Consider the following 19,520-nt stretch of genomic DNA (forward strand, 5'->3'; position numbering starts at 1 on the left):
GAATAGGGAACAGGGAATAGGGAATAGGGAATAGGGTAATGGGAGAAATTTTCTCCCCCTGCTCCCCCTGCTCCCAGACGTGCCATGGCACGTCTCTACCCTCCCAATCCTTTCCAAAATCCACCCCAGCCTTTGCCGGATTTTTCGGATGCTTCGGGTTCCACGTCTTTATTATCCGAGGGGGCTACGGGTTCGGCGTTGTTTAATGCAGCCGAGACATCGAATTCTGCGACCAAATATTGAGCCGATTTCTCAATCGTCGGATAATCCCAGAACAACGTCGAAGGTAATTCCACCTCTAACCAATCTTCGAGTTCACCGACAATGGTTACCGCATCAATGGAATCAAGCCCATAGCGGGTTAAAGGTTCGGTGACATCAATGTTTTTGGCATCTAAGGATAGTTGTTCTACCAGTTGATTCACCATCCAGTTTTGAATAGCTTGGACGGAATCAACGGGCTGATTGGTGGTTTCTACGTCACTTTGAACCATAACGTCATTAGGCTTGGAGTTGGAGTTCTGCACTTGCATGGGTTTTTTCCTCTTGTGTTTCAGTGTGGGCTAGTTGAATGGGTACAATGGAAAACATTTTGTTTTCCTGATGCAGCTGAAGCAGTTCTTGAGCAACATTTTCACTGTACGCTTTCGGGACAGTGGGTAGGGTTCGCCAGGGGCGTAAGCGGCGATAAAGTCCTAATACTAACCATTCTCCCTTGCTAAAGAACTCACCCAAGATTGTCCGGTTGTAAATCCAGGTGTGAACCGAGGCGGCGGCGGCGTGTAAGTCGCAGTATTTTTTCGCCAGTTCAAAGAGTTCGGGATCTTGATCATGACCATGTTCAAATCCGGAGTTGGCAATTCGTTCATCGAAGGCGTCGAGTTCTTCTAGAACAATGGTAGTTAATGTGATAATTTTTTCCAGTACGTCGGCGTCAACATCCCCTTGTGTCTTCAGCGCCTGGAGTTGTTCCAGGGCAATTTCTAGCCCTTGCAGAACATCGTCAGCCCCCCGACCAAATAATTCCAGCTTCTCTGGCTCAAATGGCGGGACGGATTTTTCTAGGGAAAAAATGGTATCTAGGCGAGATTGAATCCCCTCCATCGTCTTCTGCTTGCGTCTGGAGCGATATTTGGCGATTGGGCGAAACTGGAGAATTAGGGCATGAAGGTTAACTACACTACTGCCATCAAACATACTGATAATCGAATTATCCCGCAGCAGTTTCTGGAAAATGCCGTAGTCATGCTCATCCCGCATATAGAAACGGGAACCGAGGACGACATACACACTGTTAATCACCTCTTCCAGTTTGATGGTGACGAAGTATTTAACCACCGCCGACCAAACCGAGAATTGTTCGGGGATAATATGAAACCCTCTCGCCGCCCCAATGGTTTCGCAATCACAAACCAACATGTCAATAAAGGCATCAACTAAGGTTTGCCGAGGTTGCGGGATATCAAAAACCGTTTTGTGATAAACAACCCGGTTAATGGCAAAGTTTAGCGTGGTTCTCATCGCCGTATCAGCAGCACCGTGAGAGAAGGCGGCGCACAACATGCGGGTGATTTGGAAGCCCTTGAGTGCTAGTTCTAAACCCGAACCTTCGTCCTTTAGGCGCATCCCTTCGGGAATGAAGCAATCCTTAAACCCAATCCCACTCATATCTGAGGCGCGAATACCATGGGTGAGGATTTTGGGTAAGTTATAGTAGCTAGAGGGGTCAAGTTGACGTTTGTCAACCATAAATAAGGAAAGACAACGAGCGCCTTCTTCTTCACTGGTTTTGGCTAAAACAAACGATACCCCGGAACGGGTAGCGCGGTTAATGGGCCACTTTTCCCCATTTAGGAGATACCCTCCCTCAACTTTTTTGGCAGTCACATCGCCACCAATCAAGTCACTCCCATGGGCTCGTTCGGAATAGGCAAGACACATCGTCCCCTTTTCCTCGCGGATAAACTGGGAAAGTTTCTTTTTCTGGGCATCTGTACCCGCCATCCAGGTGAGGAACGACCAGAACATGGTGGTAAATGCGATCGCGATCGTTTGGTCTCGCCGCGACATCACCCGGACAAAGGCGACGAATTCCTCAAAGGAGGTAAATTTACCCCCACAGTTTTCTGGGACGTAGTAATCTTGCAGTTTCCAGTTATAAAGCCAATCCACTTCAGCTTCAGGAAATTCTTCGCTCTCATCCAGTTCCATCACCCGTTTGAAGGACATCGTACTCTCTGGATGAGCCGGATCTCCTAAATCCTGTTCTAGCGCTTGTGCTATTTGATACTGTTTCAGTTGATGCATTAACCTGTACCCTCTTTGTGTTTTTCCTAGGGGCGGGTTTTACGATTATCGTTACTTGACCTTGATTTTCCTAAACCCGCCCCGATATGGTGCAATAAATCTTTAACCAATCACCAATCCCCAATCACCAAACCTAAGACTTGGGAACTTGTAATTGCTGCACCAAAGCATCGACTTCTCCCTGGAGGGTGCGGAACTTACTCCTGAGTTTCGGATTTTCGCTCCAATCCGCGATCACACCCAGTTCTCCATTCAAGAACTTAGTTCTCGCCGCACGGCGCTGAATCTTACCACTTGAGGTTTTCTCAATGGTTCCCGGTTGAACTAGGACAACCGCATAAGCTGGGATTTCATGTTCCTCGGCTACAGCTTGGCGAATATCCGTAATTACTTCCTCAAAGTTTACATCTTGAGTCCGGCGTTCAACCTCCTGTAGCACAATCAACCGTTCCTCCCCCCCAGCCTCAATGGAAAAGGCTGCACCATAATCCGGACGCAAGGCGGAGTGAACCGCTTGTACTGTCCATTCAATATCTTGCGGATAATGATTGGTCCCTCGGATAATAATCAGGTCTTTAATCCGACCCGTAATAAACAGTTCACCGTCCCGCAAAAATCCTAAATCCCCTGTCCGTAAGAACGGACCTTCCCCGGTATCTGTCAGGTAAGCCTGAAACGTTTCCTTTGTCGCCTCTGGACGTTGCCAATACCCTTTTGCCACACTGGGGTCTTTCACCCAAATTTCCCCCACTTGATCAGGCTCACATTGGGTCAATGTATCAGGATTCGCGATAACGACGTGAGTATCACAAACCCGACGCCCACAACTGGGTAACATCCTTACCCCTTCTTGGGGGCTGGATAGGGGAACAACCCGATTTTTTTCTAAAGCAGACGCATCCAGGATACAAAGAACCGGTGGGGTGAGTAATGGCTTACTCGATACCAGCAGGGTATCTTCTGCTAGTCCATAAGCAGGGGCAAAGGCATTCCAACGAAACCCGCATTGTTCAAAGGTTTCAAAGAAAGACTGCATCACTTTCGGGTTAATCGGTTCAGCTGCATTTCCCGCCGCTTGCCAACTGCTCAAATCCAGTTTTGCTAGTTGTTTGGGTTTTGCCCGCCGCACACACAAGTCGTAAGCAAAGTTAGGCGCTTGGCTATGAGTTGCCCGATAATGGGTAATCGCCCCTAACCAGCGCATCGGTTGCTTAATAAAGGAAAAGGGCGACATTACATAACAGGGCGTCCCGTTATAGAGGGGTTGAACCATGCCTTGGACTAACCCGTAATCGTGGAAGTAAGGCATCCAAGTCACGGTGGCGCTATCTGAATCGTAACCGCATGCTTGATTAAGATAGCCGGAATGGAACATCAGGTTATGGTGAGATAGCATTACCCCCTTGGGTGTGGAGGTAGATCCTGATGTGTACTGGAGATACGCTAGATCATCCCGACTTGCTTGTGGATCTTGCCATGCTTGGGCCAGATTCAGATCCACCTGTTCGGTGTCTAGCCACTGCATTTGGTCGAATTCGGGAAACTCCTCCCGTCCATTCTCCAGCAGAGAAAGAATTCGACCTGTGGTTAAACAAATAGAGGCTTGGGCATCTTGAACAATAGAGCGCAGTCTGGGTAACGTGCGCTTCATTCGTCCCCCATCCGGAGGCGGGACAGGAATCGCAATTATCCCCCCATATAAACAGCCACAAAAGGCAGCAATCACATCTAATCCTTGGGGATAGAGGAGTAGCGCTCGCTCTCCTTTGGTACTATGCTGTTGCAGCCAAACGCCAATCGCCCGGGCTAAACGGTCAAGCTCCGTGTATGTGAGTTCGGGTCCTTCTGGCTTACCATCAATGAGAAACTTATAGGCTAACTTGTCTGGGTGCTGCAGCGCCCTCCAACGTAGCAGTTCTGTAAGTGTAGAAAATTCAGCTAGGGAATTTGTCGAACTAGCAGGGTTTTGAAGCATTTTTAATAACGTTGTCTAAGGAGTTGGCTTGGGCTAAGTGAGGGATGTTGTAGCCGCGATGCTCCATTCTTAGTCGGCGTTTGATTCGCCACCTTAGCTGGGCTACCTGATCCTCACGAACACTTAACTAATCTTAAAAATTGATAACCAAACGTGACACAATTATTATTCTCCCAGTGCTTTACATAATTATGGCGTAATATTTATGAATGATACTGATCCTCTATAAAGTTTTGTTGACACTATAGATGCCACGCTTAAAGCAGCACGCTTGAAGTATCTCCAAAAACTGACCCCAGCCAGCGTCCTTATATTTTAGCTTCTGTTGCCGCGATCGCAGCTTGCCTTGAAGCCGAGAAAAATGGTACAAATCACTGTCCGCGAAGGATTCAATTCATCGTTCACAATGAACAATGAACGATAAACCATAAACAATGAACCAATTCGCCAATCTCCTGCAAACCCCCCATAGCGGCTATCACTGGGATGGAAGTAGTTCTCGCTTCTTTGAAGGATGGTACTATCGAGTCACCTTACCCGATTGGGGTCAGACCTTTGGCTTTATGTATTCCATTGAAGATCCCATCGGCGGTCAACCCCACACCGGTGGCGCCGCTCAAATTTTGGGTCCTGAGGATGGTTATCTGTGCCGTACTTTTCCAGAGGTTGAGCAATTTTGGGCATCTCCGACATCTTTATCGCTAGGACATTGGGGCAAAACAGACTTAGCCATTCCCGCCCAATATTTAGATCCCGCCACCTTTGACAATCATATCCACCAAGGGTATCAAGCCACCGCTACCTTGAATCAAGGTAAAATTAGTGATCCCGCCACGGGGGATTACTGCCATTGGCGCTATGAAATTCAACCCATCTATGGTTGGGCGAGTCGCGATGCACCTGAGCAATCAACAGCAGGCTGGTTATCGTCATTCCAGATATTTGAACCCGGTTGGCAGATTTTGATGGCTCACGGCTGGGCGACGGGTTGGATTGAGTGGAAGGGTCAACGCTACGAGTTTACCAATGCTCCCGCTTACGGCGAAAAAAACTGGGGACGTTCTTTTCCACAAAAGTGGTTTTGGCTCAATTGCAACAGCTTTGACAATGAACCTGACTTGGCGCTCACGGCGGGTGGGGGTAGGCGGGGAGTGCTGTGGTGGATGGAATCAGCGGCGTTAATTGGTATCCACCATCAAGGGCAATTTTATGAGTTTGTCCCCTGGAATTCAGAAGTGCGCTGGCAGATTCAGCCTTGGGGAGACTGGCAAATGCAAGCCCGCAATGCTGAGTATGAGGTTGAGTTAATCAGTACGACAACTCAACCGGGTACTCTCCTGCGTGCCCCAACGGAACAGGGTTTAATCTTTGTTTGCCGCGATACCATGCAGGGTAAGCTTACCCTGGAACTGCGATCGCGACGCGGGGGAACGGCTAAAACGATTCTTAAAGCCGATAGCTCACTTTGCGGATTAGAAGTGGGTGGGGAATCTTGGGATGAGGCTTGGACAGGTGAGGCAAAATTGCCCTGGATTTCCTAGATTCCTGATTTTTTGCTGAAGTTGGGGATCAGGCAAGACTATAGAGAAACTATTGGGTATAATGGTTGAGTCGAAATGGGGCTGTGGCTCAGATGGATAGAGCAAGCGCCTCCTGAAAAATCGGGCACCGTCAGGGAAACCTAACGAGTGAATGTAGTCAAATTCAAGGAAGCCTAAGTCTGATCACAGATAAGGTAATCTTGAGCCAAGCCGATTAGTTGGAGTTTAAGCCAATCTGGTAAAACTCCAACCTTATAACTAATCGGAAGGTGCAGAGACTGGTTTAAGGAAACCAATAAAAGATGGACTACAATGTCTCATCGAAAGTAGAGCAACGCGGGATTCTGGCTGGACTGTTATTAGGTGATGGAAAAAGAAATCAAAAAAACTTCTTTATCCAGACTTCATCTAAACATGAGGAGTATCTCTTATTTAAGAAAAATCTTCTCGAACAAATAACCGGAAAACCAGTCAGTATCGGACGCTGGAGTACAAGGAAGGGCTATAAGCAGATTCGCCTGGAACCCAAGTTGATTCCGCTGACGCGGGTTTTGGTTAAGAAGCTTTATCAAGCTGGAACGAAAACAATCACTCGGAAGTTCCTGAATCTCTTAACCCCCCAGGGAATAGCCATCTGGTTTATGGATGATGGTGCTAAGTCCTTCCCGAAAAAAGACGGAAAGGTTCATGCTTTGACGCTTAATCTCAATACTTATCTCTCGAAACCACAAAATGAGATCATTGTTGCTTATTTTGCCGAGGTTTGGGGATTTAAGTGGGGGCTGAGTAAAGGGAAAGGTCTTTATCGTCTGCGAATGGGAACGAAGGAAGGAAAACGATTTTTAGCTTTCATTCGTCCTTATATCCACGACAGTATGCTCTATAAAGTACAATCGTCCTTAAACAGAACGGCTACCACCTAAAGGCGACAAGTCCAAGGTGAAGGGATAGTCCAGAGAGTGAGGAAACTCACACCAATCTGAAGCGCTAGGTCGCCGGTTCAAATCCGGCCAGTCCCGTAATTAAGAGAATATCAGTAGACCGAAAAGTTTTCGGTTGAAATTACTATGCAGAGACGCTTCAAAAGCGCGTCTCTACCATAAGATGCGTCCTAACCGCTATGGCGATTGCTATATCAAAATCTGTACGGACTAGCAGAGGGTTAGGGTGGAAAGGTTTGAAGGGATTGTGGAACTTTTCCAGTAATGGATTGCATTGCGGTTAACCGTACCTTTAGACTGGTAACTTGCAATGTAGAGGGCATTTTCAGGTTCCGCCCAAAAGAGCGCTCCTCCTTGATACCACCTGATTCATCTATTTACTCATGCTTTTGAGGATTTCTGTGCGTCAACGGCGATACTTGTTTTCGCGATCGCGGCGCTCTAAGGTTAGATTACTGTCCTGGTTGATGCCGATTTTGGCGGTTTCGCTATTGTGTGGCTATAAGCAACTTCAAAGTTATTTGATCCAGCCAGAAGCTATTTTGGTTTTAGGGGGAGAAGAAGAACGAGAACTGTTTGCGGCGGATTTCGCCCAGCAGCACCCCAATCTCCATATCTGGGTATCGTCGGGTAGTCCGTCTTGGTACACCGAAAAGGTATTCGCCAAAGCCGGAATTCCCCGCAATCACCTGCATATTGATCGCCGCGCTACCGATACGGTAACTAACTTTACGACGTTGGTGGATGAATTGAAAGCCCAAGGTATCGATGGTGTCTATTTGATTACGGCGGACGATCACATGCTACGGGCGCGGGTAATTGGTGAAATTGTGTTTGGCAGTCGCGGGATCATGATTCAACCTGTCCCTGTGTCATTAGGACGTGATCCCGAACCGATTGAGAAATCCCTGCGGGATGGTGCGAGAGCTTTATTGTGGGTGACGACTGGACATACTGGCGCGACTCTGGGTCAGACATCGAATTTTCTCAAAAAATAACACTGATTTCACGGATTTATAGAAATGATAGTGGTGGGGAGCATCCCAATCAATACCCTTATTTGCTTGATCTTATCTAAAATAGAATCCAAAATCTTTTAAGCCACTTAAACATACTTTTACCCAACGATAATAGTATAAATATCTAATCTTCTGTTTGTCAATAAAAGTCTGGGGCTGTTTTTTAGTTTTTTTATAAGTACCAATATGATTAATTGACTTATAAAAATCTAAAAATTCTTCATTAAAAGATGTTGCATTCCATCCAGTACAACACATAGCTAATCCTATTGAATAAGCTTCAAAAACATTTTTGCAGCGATTTATTTCACAGTATCGTGCAATTTTATCCCAATATTCAAGAAAAGTTTTTTCTCTACCATTATCTTTAGTAATTACAAATAAATTTGGAATAGGAAATTTACATTGATCTAGAGAAATTACTAATTGAATTTTTTTAAAAAGCTGCTCATAGATACCTTGATCACTGGAGCAATGTTTTCTAAAATTTTCACCAAAACTTCGTTGTGTATCATGATTAACTGTAATTCCTGGTGGCCAACTAATATTTTCTGATAAACTTTTTACTATACGACAATCGGCATCAATAAAAATAACACTTGAAAATTTTTCTAGTCCTCTCTCAATAACTCTTCGTTTATCATTCAGAACTAATAGAGGTCTTTCTTGAATATGTTTAATAGCTAAAACGTTTTTAAAATCACTAAAAACACTAGGATCATCTGTGAGAATAATAAAAGTTGTTTTAGGGCTATTATTTTCTAAATCTAATGCTAATTGTTTAGCTAAATTTTGATGTAATTTACCAATAGCTAAAGTACCGAAACAATAATCTTTATTAGTAGAAGATTCTTTCATCTTTATATTACACATTTTTTAATTCAAAAATACTTTAATTTAAGTCAGGATATATAGCAACTCGGCTAATTGATTCGCAAACGGTCTGTGAAGCTGTTGGTGACTAATCCAAGACTGGACAGACAAGGTATCATCCTTCGCGATCGCGACTCCAACATCAAGTATATCTAACTCTTGCGTCACCACGATCACAACATCTCGCTTAGCGTGAGGAACCAGCCAATCCCAGGCGGCTTCATCGACGGATTGAGCGAGTTCGGCTTTTAAATCTTGCATGAGTTATCGAAGGACAATAACAAAGGACGAATGACGTAGCTTGCTTCTCGCGCAAGCGAGTATGACTAATGATGAATAGACATCGCCGCATCCAAATGTTTTAATAATGTACCTTGAGGTAAAGACCCTTGTAAATGACTCCAAGGCAGTATTTGCTCTGTTGACCAATTCTCATGGACATAAAAATCCAATTCTGGCAACTTTCCTTTTAACTGCTTGAGAGCCCGCCGAAAACTCCCCACAGAATCACCATAATGCCGTGTTAATTCTAACAACTCCGATAATCGGCGATCGCCTCTAGAGATTAGCGCCTGAATCACTGACCAATTATAGCTTTCTGGGCGAAAGTCAATCCCCTGCGATCGCAAGGCTTTCTGTAAATACTTCAACCGCTTCTGGGCGGCCGAATTCACACCAAACCATTGAAAGGGGGTATGGGCTTTAGGAACAAAGGTACTGCATCCCAAAGTTAAGCGTAAACCGGGGGCGGCTTTTTTGATCGCCTGCATCATGGCTACCGTCTGTTCCACATCAGACATCTCTTCTCCGGGAACACCCACCATCCCATAAAGCTTGAGCGCCTTTAATCCCCCAGCCTTGGCATTAATTGCCGCTTGAATAATCTCTTGATTATGCAATTTCTTATTAATAATTTGCCGTAATCGTTCCGAACCACTTTCCACAGCAATAGTAATTGATCGCGTGTCCCGTTTCGACAAAGTTTCCGCTAGTTTAGGCGTAACCGTATTAGTTCGCACTGAGGCAATACTCAACCGTACATCATCATAGTCCGGTTTGGAAAGATAATCCAGCAACACCTCAAACTCTGGATGCTGAGTCACCGACGCCCCCAGTAAACCAATGCGCTTAGTTACCGTCAATCCGCGTTCAATCGCTGGAATCAACGAATCAGTTGCACTTGGCGTGCGAAAGGGCAAAGTTAAATAACTCGCCAAACAGAAGCGGCACATTTCTGGGCAACTGCGTACCACTTCCACCATATAGATATTTTCCCAAGCGGCTTTTTCGGTAACAACGGTGGAGGCGGATAGAGTATTACCGCGATAGGTTTGCTTAGTTACGGTGGCCCGAATCTGGGAATCGACCGGTTGAATGGATGCGATCGCGCCTGTTTGCTCCTGATAGGTTACTGTATACAAACTGGGAACATATATCCCTGGAACTTGGGCTAATCGCCGCAATTTCTCGGTTCTATTGGCTTGGCGAATTTCTTTATAAGCCTCAATAAAATCCCCTAATAGCGTTTCCCCATCCCCCAACAAAATCACATCAAAGAAATCAGCAAAGGGTTCAGGATTTGCGGTTAGTACGGGTCCGCCGCCAAACACCAGGGGATGCTGCTCATTCCGTTGTGCGGATCGTACCGGAATCTCTAAGGATTCTAGTAGGGACAAAATATTGACATAATCCAGTTCCCATGATAATGAAAAGCCGAGTAACTCTAGCTGTCTGGGCAACGGTTCATGGCAATCAGTAAACAAGCGACTCACCTGGAGGTCAGATCGCTTGGCTAGGGTTGCCCAAACCACCTGATAGCCCAAGCTGGTAATCCCCACGGTGTAGTCATTGGGGAAAGCAAAGATGGTGGGGATAGCATCGGTTTCCGGGGGAGTCGGTGTAAAGAGTAAGCGTTCAGCGGCAAAGGCAGAAGCAGTCACAAGCAGTATTTGAGGCAAATAGGTTTGTGCTTTCTATTGTAAGAATCTGGCACACTGATTTCACGGATTTTTGGAGATGGTAAGGGTGGGGTGTTTGGGGGTTAATAGCACTGATTTCACAGAGGCGTTAGTTCTGGGGAGGCAAAGGATGAAAAAATGATTCGATTTTTGGGGAGATTATTTAGTTTTCTGTGTCAATCTGTGTCCCTCACTATTTACTGTTCTGTCTGTGCCATTTCCTTTCTGTGTAATCTGTGTTTTTGTCAATAGCTTGTAATAATTTTTATTGTAAGTTTAACAAAATACATGCGTCCGAGGGTAGATTGGGCGTGAGACGAAAACCAGAACTTATACAATGTTTTACGAAGATTCCAGGTGTCTAGCGGCGTCAAGATAAATTTTGCTTAAACTATAACCACCATAGATAATATACCTGAAAATCGCACATCCGTCTCACAATGGCTGAATTCCCTGTGAATTCGTAGATTATTCCGGAAACAGAGTAAAAAACGAGCAATTATGATGTTTTGTTAAGAAGTCAAACCGATTTAAATATTCAAACCTTTTTGTGGGAAAGAATAGTTTGAATTATGAGAACTTGACAGGTTTAGCCTAAACAGGGTTGAGGAAAGCTAAGAAAATGTCAGGCACTATCTAAACTCAAAGAGTTTCAGCCAAGTACAGGAATATTTGAAAATATTACTCGAAAATCAACCGTTCGGTGTAGCAGCCATAAAGAGCATCGACCCCGAATGCGATTGTATTGTCGTCGAAAAAGTCATGGCGTTAAATGCATTAACAAAGGAGGAATTGAAGGAAAGGATGATCCGGGACGGAAAAAAAATACTCGAGCAGGTAGGGAAGACGATCAAGAGGTTGAAAGAACTAAAACTTAGTCAAGGGGACGTGAGAATAGACAACATAGGTTGCAATGCAGAAGGTCAGTATATTCTTTTTGATTATAATGGTCTTAGAGCGTACCAAAGAAAAACAGAACAAGAAGATATAAATCATCTAATCGGCTCAATAATATTCAATGGGTATGAAACCCTCAAAAAGGAAGTATTGAATGGATGCGAAGTAGAGACAGTAGCAGAATTATGTGAGGTATTAGATATAGAGTAAGAAGCTTGTGATGGGAGACAATTAAAAGAAGAGAAAACAGCAACATTGGGCGGCGCGTACCGTAACGCTCGCCTCGATGGACGGGTCGAAGCACGAAACCAAACCTTCAGATACAGAACAAAAAGAAAGAAAGACAAAAGGTAACCTGGATATGGTTTGGTAGAGGGAAGCGAAACCCCCCCCTAGGCTACATTGCCTTATTCATAGCTACGATCAGGGGGGAATTGAAATTAGAAATCAGCACACCAATCAGAGGTCAAAGTAAAGTCCAACCGTAGCTTGGCTTGATCTACAGGGTGACATACCATAAATTCTATACGCTAAAAACAGAGCGATCGCTCTTTGGGTTGGGAGTACGATCGCTCGCCTCGTAGGTTGGGTTGAAGCATGAAACCCAACATTCTGATATCTATCAATAATCACGAAACACCAACGGAAACTTGGGTACTTTTGGGTTTCGCTTCGCTCTACCCAACCTACATTGCCTTATTCATTGCCAACATCTGGGGGGAATTGAATTTTGCCATCCGCACCCCAATCTGTTGCCAATGTTTAGTCTAACCGCAGCGAAGCTCTATTTACAGGCGGACAGATTTTTCCATGATAAAAGTATATCAGGAAAATAGCTCGATCGCCTCTGGGTTGGGTTGAGGGGAGGGGAGAGAGTGCGATCGCTCTTTGGGTTGAAGGGGGAGGATGCGATCGCTGTTTGGGTTAGGTGGAGGGAAGATAGTGCGATCGCCTCTGAGTTGGGTTGAAGGGAGGATGTGCGATCGCCTCTGAGTTGGGTTGAAGGGAGAAAGTGCGATCGCGTTTGGGTTGGGTTGAAGGGAGAAAGTGCGATCGCGTTTGGGTTGGGTTGAGGAGAGAAAGTGCGATCGCGTTTGGGTTGGGTTGAGGAGAGAAAGTGCGATCGATCTTTGAGTTGGGACGAGGGGAGAGAGAGTGCGATCGCGTTTGGGTTGGGTTGAGGAGAGAATGTTCGATCGCTGTTTGGATTGGATTGAGGGGAGAGAGTGCGATCGCGTTTGGGTTAGTAAGTGCGATCACATTCTTGTTGTTAAACCACTCCATAGCCCGTATATTCTCGCATTTGGGGAGCCTGAAATCCGAGAATAATATCATCTTTTGGAACCCCTCGCTCTACAAGCTCTTGAGCCACTCTCATTTCCGTCATATTCTGCTCAATCCAAATTTTTCCCTCCTTAATATCCAAATGTAAAACACAACCATAAACTCGTCGATGACCATCCCATCCCACATTCATAACCATGTAATGGTCTTGTTTTGTATCAAAAACTGTATAACAATCAATCTTACCATTCGCAATTGGGATAGCCGCATAATCCGTCAACACCGACTGAATGATCTGGCGATAAGACTCTAGGGTATCCATTGTAAAATTACCTCTTGAATTGGGTCATAAACAATTTGTTTAATCTGATATCTCTCTACAGATATTTGGGCAAATTCCCGCTTAAAAAAAGATTCATAAACACCGATAGGCACTGCCAAATAGAGAATCAGATTTGGATCGCTGATTTCTCTCATCAAGCCGATAATTCAAAAACTGTCCTAACGCAGCATGGTAATCGGTGAGTGGCGAATCACTTAAAAATGTTTTAATCTCAACTGCAATTTTTTCTTCACCTCTCTCTGCTGCTAACACTTGTTCCGCACCTAAATCGATTTCAAACTTAGTACCACCAACTTCCAATCGCAGAGGATCATCGGTTATCGTCCACTGCTCCTTCTCTCTCATCAATTCTAACCCCAGCATGGAACTTATCTTTCGCTGCCATCGTTAACGTCTTCTGATTTTACTTAACATTTTAGACAAGTGCGATCGTAACACTGATTTCACGGATTTATAGAAACGGTAGCGGTAGGGGGTGAGAGGTTAGCCCCACTGATTTCACGGAGGTGTTAGTTCTCAATAGCCAGAGGATGCAAGAATTGTCGGGAAACTATTTAGTCCTCTGTGTCAATCTGTGTCATTCACTATTGAGTCTTCTTTTTAGTGTCATTCAATCGGTGTAATCTGTGTTTTTGTAGTGATGAGGAAAGAGTTTATATGCAGGCACATTTTCCGATGATTAAATAGTACCTAAAAAATTAGCCAAAGTCAAGCCTTTATCGTATAAATGGGTAAAAATAGAAGTGCGATCGCCTGTCCTAAAATTGAGGATAAACAGAGCGCGATCGCTGTTTGGGTTGCGTTAAAGGGAGAGAGTGCGATCGCCTATCAAGTGACATGATAAGCCGTAATAGCAACTGCGCCATCTGGACTATAAATTGCTTCTATTCGCCTGAAACTTGTGTGAACCCACCAAACTTTAATTCGATTCCCTTTAGCTGGAGCCGTACCTACCTTACTATATCCGGCAGCAATTAAAAGCGCTTCAAATTCAGGAGTTGGCAGAATTTTAACCGTGATTTTGGCAATGCCATCCAGATCATGCTGATCAAGGGTCATAGCTACCTTGATAGGTACTATAGATCCGATACCCAGGTAGAACCAGTGCTATACCCCACCAACTATGAATAATTCCAGGATAGGTTTCTTCCGGTTCACTCCCACCTAACCTAATTTTCAGATCACCTAGCCAAAGATAAAATCCTGGAACGAGACTATCTAAGCTGTAAGCGATCGCTTGCAATTGAGAATCGGATTGTTGCCTAGGTTGAACTGACTTTTTTTCATCCGAGTGAGACGTTGACATAAGCAGAATTTGAAGTGATGAGTATAGAGTCTATATGCTGGCACATTTTTCCATGATGAAATAGTACCTAAAAAACTAGCCAAAGTCAAGCCTCTATCGTATAAATGGGTAAAACTAGAAGTGCGATCGTAACACTGATTTCACTGATTTATAGAAACGTTAAGGGTGGGGGTGAGAGGTTAGTAACACTGATTTCACGGAGGCGTTAGTCCTCAATAGCCACAAGATGTAAGAATTTTCGGGTAATTATTAAGTCCTCTGTGTCAATCTGTGTCCTTCACACTTTGTGTCTTCTTGGGAGTGTCATTCAATCCGTGTAATCTGTGTTTTTGAAATGATGAGTATAGAGTCTATATGCTGGCACATTTTTCCATGATGAAATAGTACCTAAAAAACTAGCCAAAGTCAAGCCTCTATCGTATAAATGGGTAAAACTAGAAGTGCGATCGCAGTAACACGCTCTTTCACGGATTCATAGAAACGTTAAGGGTGGGGAGTGAAAGATTAATCGCACTGATTTCACTGAGGTGTTAGTTCTCAATTGGCAGAAGATGTACGAATTGGCGGGTAATTATTAAGTCCTCTGTGTCAATCTGTGTCCTTCACACTTTGTGTCTTCTCTTTAGTGTCACTCAATCGGTGTAATCTGTGTTTTTGAAGTAATCAGGAAAGAGTCTATAGGCTGGCACATTTTCCCATGATGAAATAGTACCTAAAAAATTAGCTAAAGTCAAGCCTCTGTCGTATAAATGGGTAAAAATAGAAGTGCGATCGCGCTAGGGTTGGGTTAACGAGAAAGAGTGGGATCACCCAAGGAACGAAAAAGTTTAAGCCCAAATCGCTTAAAATACTACAGTAGTCATCAATTTTACTGACACAGACTTGCCTAAAGAAGAACTTCGTCAACAAATTACCAAAATTGCCAATCGCTTCCAGATATTTCAATGCCAACAGTGCGCTGAGACAATCAAGCAATTTCTCATCGAACAAAGAATTCCTGGCAAACAAATTAAATTATATACAGGGAGTGCAGAAGATCCCTACGGGAATATCTATCATGAAATCCTCCAACAGACTATTGCCACCAATGGTCAACATCAAGGAATTGCAGTGAAAATAGGGGAAGAAGAACCCATCTATGATAATATTCATCACCAGGGAATTTCCCGAAAAGCTTGGCTGAATAACCTCTACTGTCCCATCAAAGACTTTGGCGGCGATTTCCAAATTACAGAGACTGACTTTTAAATCTTAAGGGGAATTAAGTTAAAATAAAGTGACAATCAAAACCAAGAGGTTGAAGATGAGTGACTTATATGACCTAATCCAGAAAATTCAAAAACGACCTTCAATGTACCTAGGAAAGCCCCATATTAGCAACCTGCGCTCCTGTTTAGCTGGCTATAACCTAGCCCGCCGCGAATTAGGAATCCCCCAAACCAAACACGAGCAAGAATTTGTGGAATTTAAAAATTGGATTAAGAAAAAATTTAACATTAGCACAGGACAATCCTGGGATAATATAATCCTCTTTTATTCTGAAGATGAAAGAACCGCGCTCAATAATTTTTTTGAGTTATTTCAAGAATTTACCCAAGAATCAGGGGAAAATGGCAAACATAAATCCACCGAAGATCAAGTGGAATCGCCAATCTTGTAGTCGCGTAGCACCCCGAAGCCAAATAGGTGAGCATTACATATTACAGAAGGAAAGAAACGGTAGGGGCGCACGCCCCGTGCGCCCTTGGTCAGACTGCGCTAATAAATGGGTAAAAATAGAAGTGCGATCGCGCCTTGGTTCAAGCAACATCGGATGACGAGGCTAAATCCCTTCCCACGCGGTAGATGAATCGTGTGATCGCCTCATGGTGTCTGAACTTGCTGCGATCCGGGTATCTCTGGGTACGGTGGGATTTTTCCAAGAGTTAAGATACAATTTGAGCGCTGGAGTGACTTAAATTGTAAAAAATGATAATCATTGGCAGACAAAATCGATTGAACCCCCGGGACAGCTCAAAGCCAACGGAACCGATGCTAGGATGGCGCTAGTGGCCCAAGTCTCCAGCATCGGAATTTTACTGAGCATGAAGCTTGGCTTCATCCATCCGGCAAATTTTGATCCCAAGCCCTAAAATAAGCAAGAAGTAATGGCGGCTTGTGGTTTAATTGAGGAGTTCAAGTGTCAAATTCTATCCCAAAGCACGAAGATCCATCAAGTCAGTTGAATTCGGAGGCGGTGACGGAACAACCAACCCAGTCTGCCTCAGATGATCAGATTCAACCAGACTCCCAGACTAAACCTTTATCACGGTTGGGTCTGTTGACACAATGCCGACGGGGCGCAACGGTGACAATGAATGGGATCAAGGGAATTTCTAGTACCCTAGTTAAGTCATTCACAGGACCCGATCCCGTCTATCGTCAGCGCAAATTCTGGGTGGGGATAGGAATGGTGGGGATCAGCGGCGGTGCGATCGCTTTCGGTTTAAGCTGGCAAGCCCTAGAAGAAAGTTTACCAGAGTCCACCGATGATGTGCTGACCTATATCCGGGATGAAACAATTACCATAAAAGCAGCCGATGGTACGATCCTCCAGCAAATAGGACCTGCTACCCACGACAATCTGAAAATATGGGAAATCCCAGAAACGCTCAAGCAAGCTTTTATTTCGATTGAAGACCAACGCTTTGAAAATCATAGCGGACTGGATTACCAAGGGATTATCCGGGCGGCGTTCTCAAATCTGCTAGCCAGAGATGTGGTAGAAGGTGGCAGTACAATTACCCAGCAGTTGGCGCGGATTGTCTATTTCGATCAGGAACGCACCCTAGGGCGCAAGCTCAAAGAAATGCGGATGGCGCAAAAAATTGAGCGGGATTTGGAGAAAGATCAAATCTTGGAGCGCTATTTAAATCTGGTGTATTTGGGTTCTGGGGCGTATGGCGTCGCGGATGCGGCTTGGGTGTACTTTAGTAAACCCGTCACAGAATTGACCTTAGCGGAAATGGCAACCCTAGCAGCCTTACCACCCGCACCCAGTGAGTATTCCCCCTTTATTAACAAAAAAATAGCCCAAGAGCGTCGGAATGTGGTGCTGCGGCGGATGCAGAAAAATGGATATATTACTGAGGGGGAAGCAGACGCCGCGATCGCGACTCCCCTGAGGACAACGCGCAGCAATCCCAAGCGGTTAGACCGACAGGCGTCTTATTTTACTGAATATATTCAACAGGAACTACCCAAATATGTTCCCTCAGATGTCTTGGGGAAAAAGGGATTGATTGTGGAAACAACCCTTAATCCTCAGTGGCAAATGGCAGCAGAAGCAGCAGTGGAAGAGACAATCGAAACCTATGGCAAATACCAACGGTTTGAACAAGCGGCATTAGTGGCAATTGATCCGCGTAATGGTCAAATTAAAGCCATGGTAGGGGGGAAGGATTTCTTTGATCAACAATTTAACCGCGTCACCCAGGCACAACGCCAACCGGGTTCGACATTTAAAACATTTGTTTACACAACCGCGATCGCAGCGGGTTTTTCTCCCTATCAAAGTTATGAGGATGCTCCCTTTGTTGTTGATGGCTATGAACCGAAGAATTATAGCGAAACTTTTCGCGGTTGGATGTCGATTCGGGATGCTCTCACCCATTCGGTTAACATTGTGGCGGTTAAAACCTTAATTAAGGTGGGTTGGGACCCGGTGGTGGAAATTGCTGAAAAAATGGGTATTGAATCGACCCTCAACAAAACCTATTCCTTAGCATTGGGCGCCTCAGAAGTGAATTTAATGGAGTTGACCAGTGCTTATGGTACCTTAGCAACTCAAGGCGTACAGGTCCAACCCCATGGGATTCGCCGCATCCTGGATCGACAGGGTAAGGTGATTTATCGAGAACAGATTCAAAGAGAGCAAGCCATTGACGAAGACACCGCCGCGATCATGACCTGGATGCTCCGCAATGTGGTCACCTCCGGGACAGGTGGGAACGCTCAACTGCGCGATCGCGCCGTAGCGGGCAAAACAGGCACTTCAGACGAAGCCCGTGACCTTTGGTTCATCGGGTACATTCCCCAACTGGTTACCGGTGTCTGGCTCGGCAATGATGACAATAAACCCACTTGGGGAGCCAGTAGCACAGCCGCGATTACCTGGCGTGAGTTTATGGAAGAAGCCGTCGAAAATATGAGGGAGGAAGACTTTCCCGATCGACCCGACAAATTAGATGGTCGTGAAGGGACTATTGAAGCTAAGCCGATCAAGCCGAAAAAAACCTATACCAAGAAATCCAATACCACAAACCAGACTAGCTCCAGAAGCAGGCGGACAAGTCGCAGCGCTTCTAATAATAACAGCCGATCAACCTCTCGTTCTACCAGCCGTAGTTATTCCCCAAGACGTTCAACCAATACCAATAGTGGAAGCAGTCGCAGCAGCACCAGGAGCCAACCTGCACCCGCCCGTTCCTCCCGTCCCCAAGCCCCGGTTCGCAGCACAGCGCCCAGCAACCCACCACCCAGACGCTCCGCACCCGCACCCGCACCCAGACCCGCTCAGCCAGCCCCAGCCCCAGCCCCAGCCCCAGCCCCAGCTCAACCAGCGGCGGTTTCGGCTCCCCCGGTCGAGCGCAATACTGTCCCAGCGCCTGTAGCACCGCCCCCAGCGCCTCCCGCCTCGCGCAAAGCTGCACCTGAACCAGCTCCAGCGGCGCCTGCACCTGCGCCAGTCGCTGCTCCTCCCGCGTCTGAGGAATAAAGTTTTGACCCAACGCCTTGCTCAATGGCATGATTTTGAAGACTCCCTCCCCCCTGATTCCCCGGCTCCCCTGGGAGTGTAATTCGGTCTCAGGGGTTAACTAACAGTCCGTAAATATCTAGACAATTATTGACATAACTGGACATTTTATGTGATATAATCAGGCAATGTCTAGTTTTCCCCCCCCAAGAAGCAGCTACTCGACTTTGTGTGATGGTCTTGCACTTTGCACCGATGCTCACTCAATGGTAAAATACAATCTTATAGTATCGCTGGTGGTCATCGTCTTATCGATATTGTTGACTTAATTGGTAAGAAAT

General features: G+C 45.4%; 18 protein-coding genes and 1 pseudogene. 8 read left to right on the forward strand and 11 right to left on the reverse strand.

Annotated features, from left to right (window positions below):
- Positions 1-95: 95 nt before the first annotated feature.
- From RIM23_RS25845 to RIM23_RS25855, 3 genes are all read right to left on the reverse strand, one after another.
- Positions 96-533, reverse strand: coding sequence for an acyl carrier protein (locus tag RIM23_RS25845; protein ID WP_446360123.1), 438 nt, complete (start codon positions 531-533; stop codon positions 96-98).
- A complete protein-coding gene (locus tag RIM23_RS25850) occupies positions 502-2,307 on the reverse strand; it encodes an acyl-CoA dehydrogenase (protein WP_446370648.1) in 1,806 nt (601 codons plus the stop codon). The genes RIM23_RS25845 and RIM23_RS25850 overlap by 32 nt, the downstream gene beginning before the upstream one ends.
- A gap of 133 nt (positions 2,308-2,440) precedes the next feature.
- On the reverse strand, positions 2,441-4,282 hold the full coding sequence (locus RIM23_RS25855) for a fatty acyl-AMP ligase (RefSeq protein WP_446370650.1): 1,842 nt from the start codon (positions 4,280-4,282) through the stop codon (positions 2,441-2,443).
- A 434-nt stretch (positions 4,283-4,716) separates the two neighbouring features.
- On the opposite strand from RIM23_RS25855, the gene RIM23_RS25860 reads away from it, so the two are divergent.
- From RIM23_RS25860 to RIM23_RS25870, 3 genes are all read left to right on the forward strand, one after another.
- Positions 4,717-5,823 carry a tocopherol cyclase family protein gene (locus tag RIM23_RS25860; RefSeq protein WP_446370652.1) on the forward strand — a complete coding sequence of 369 codons (1,107 nt, stop codon included), beginning with the start codon at positions 4,717-4,719 and terminating at the stop codon, positions 5,821-5,823.
- 302 nt (positions 5,824-6,125) lie between these two features.
- A complete protein-coding gene (locus RIM23_RS25865; protein ID WP_446370654.1) occupies positions 6,126-6,746 on the forward strand; it encodes an LAGLIDADG endonuclease in 621 nt (206 codons plus the stop codon).
- A 401-nt stretch (positions 6,747-7,147) separates the two neighbouring features.
- A complete protein-coding gene (locus tag RIM23_RS25870; RefSeq protein ID WP_446370656.1) occupies positions 7,148-7,762 on the forward strand; it encodes a YdcF family protein in 615 nt (204 codons plus the stop codon).
- Positions 7,763-7,834: 72 nt separating this feature from the next.
- On the opposite strand, the gene RIM23_RS25875 is transcribed toward RIM23_RS25870, so the two are convergent.
- The 3 genes from RIM23_RS25875 to RIM23_RS25885 all read right to left on the reverse strand — a co-directional run bounded on the left by RIM23_RS25875 (position 7,835) and on the right by RIM23_RS25885 (position 10,596).
- The gene (locus RIM23_RS25875) at positions 7,835-8,641 is read right to left on the reverse strand and encodes a hypothetical protein (RefSeq protein WP_446370658.1); all 807 of its coding nucleotides are present in this window, start codon (positions 8,639-8,641) and stop codon (positions 7,835-7,837) included.
- Between the two features lie 39 nt (positions 8,642-8,680).
- Positions 8,681-8,917 carry a DUF2288 family protein gene (locus RIM23_RS25880; protein ID WP_446370660.1) on the reverse strand — a complete coding sequence of 79 codons (237 nt, stop codon included), beginning with the start codon at positions 8,915-8,917 and terminating at the stop codon, positions 8,681-8,683.
- Between the two features lie 65 nt (positions 8,918-8,982).
- Entirely contained in the window at positions 8,983-10,596 is a 1,614-nt protein-coding gene (locus RIM23_RS25885; RefSeq protein ID WP_446370662.1) for a B12-binding domain-containing radical SAM protein, read from the reverse strand.
- Positions 10,597-11,376: 780 nt separating this feature from the next.
- Between RIM23_RS25885 and RIM23_RS25890 the strand changes: the two genes are divergently transcribed.
- A complete protein-coding gene (locus tag RIM23_RS25890; protein WP_446370664.1) occupies positions 11,377-11,721 on the forward strand; it encodes a hypothetical protein in 345 nt (114 codons plus the stop codon).
- 387 nt (positions 11,722-12,108) lie between these two features.
- A complete protein-coding gene (locus tag RIM23_RS25895) occupies positions 12,109-12,282 on the forward strand; it encodes a hypothetical protein (protein ID WP_446370666.1) in 174 nt (57 codons plus the stop codon).
- A gap of 153 nt (positions 12,283-12,435) precedes the next feature.
- Here the strand turns inward: RIM23_RS25895 and RIM23_RS25900 are convergent, their stop codons facing one another.
- The 5 genes and pseudogenes from RIM23_RS25900 to RIM23_RS25920 all read right to left on the reverse strand — a co-directional run bounded on the left by RIM23_RS25900 (position 12,436) and on the right by RIM23_RS25920 (position 14,444).
- Entirely contained in the window at positions 12,436-12,795 is a 360-nt protein-coding gene (locus RIM23_RS25900; RefSeq protein WP_446370668.1) for a hypothetical protein, read from the reverse strand.
- Positions 12,782-13,117: an element excision factor XisI family protein gene (locus RIM23_RS25905; RefSeq protein WP_446370670.1), complete on the reverse strand. Its 336-nt coding sequence runs from the start codon at positions 13,115-13,117 to the stop codon at positions 12,782-12,784. Before RIM23_RS25905 ends, RIM23_RS25900 begins: the two co-directional genes overlap by 14 nt.
- A pseudogene (locus RIM23_RS25910) lies at positions 13,105-13,523 on the reverse strand (XisH family protein). The gene RIM23_RS25905 and the pseudogene RIM23_RS25910 overlap by 13 nt, the downstream one beginning before the upstream one ends.
- 443 nt (positions 13,524-13,966) lie before the next feature.
- A complete protein-coding gene (locus RIM23_RS25915) occupies positions 13,967-14,197 on the reverse strand; it encodes a hypothetical protein (RefSeq protein WP_446370672.1) in 231 nt (76 codons plus the stop codon).
- The gene (locus RIM23_RS25920; protein WP_446370674.1) at positions 14,187-14,444 is read right to left on the reverse strand and encodes a hypothetical protein; all 258 of its coding nucleotides are present in this window, start codon (positions 14,442-14,444) and stop codon (positions 14,187-14,189) included. Before RIM23_RS25920 ends, RIM23_RS25915 begins: the two co-directional genes overlap by 11 nt.
- Before the next feature lie 882 nt (positions 14,445-15,326).
- On the opposite strand from RIM23_RS25920, the gene RIM23_RS25925 reads away from it, so the two are divergent.
- The 3 genes from RIM23_RS25925 (at position 15,327) to RIM23_RS25935 (ending at position 19,200) form a co-directional block, all read left to right on the forward strand.
- Positions 15,327-15,692: a papain fold toxin domain-containing protein gene (locus RIM23_RS25925; RefSeq protein ID WP_446370676.1), complete on the forward strand. Its 366-nt coding sequence runs from the start codon at positions 15,327-15,329 to the stop codon at positions 15,690-15,692.
- Positions 15,693-15,747: 55 nt separating this feature from the next.
- Positions 15,748-16,104 (forward strand): hypothetical protein, encoded by a 357-nt coding sequence (locus tag RIM23_RS25930; protein WP_446370678.1) that lies wholly within the window; start codon positions 15,748-15,750, stop codon positions 16,102-16,104.
- A 693-nt stretch (positions 16,105-16,797) separates the two neighbouring features.
- Positions 16,798-19,200: a transglycosylase domain-containing protein gene (locus tag RIM23_RS25935; RefSeq protein ID WP_446370685.1), complete on the forward strand. Its 2,403-nt coding sequence runs from the start codon at positions 16,798-16,800 to the stop codon at positions 19,198-19,200.
- Positions 19,201-19,520 lie beyond the last annotated feature (320 nt).

The organism is Coleofasciculus sp. G3-WIS-01, assembly GCF_040223135.1.
Classification (GTDB): Bacteria; Cyanobacteriota; Cyanobacteriia; order Cyanobacteriales; family Coleofasciculaceae; genus Coleofasciculus.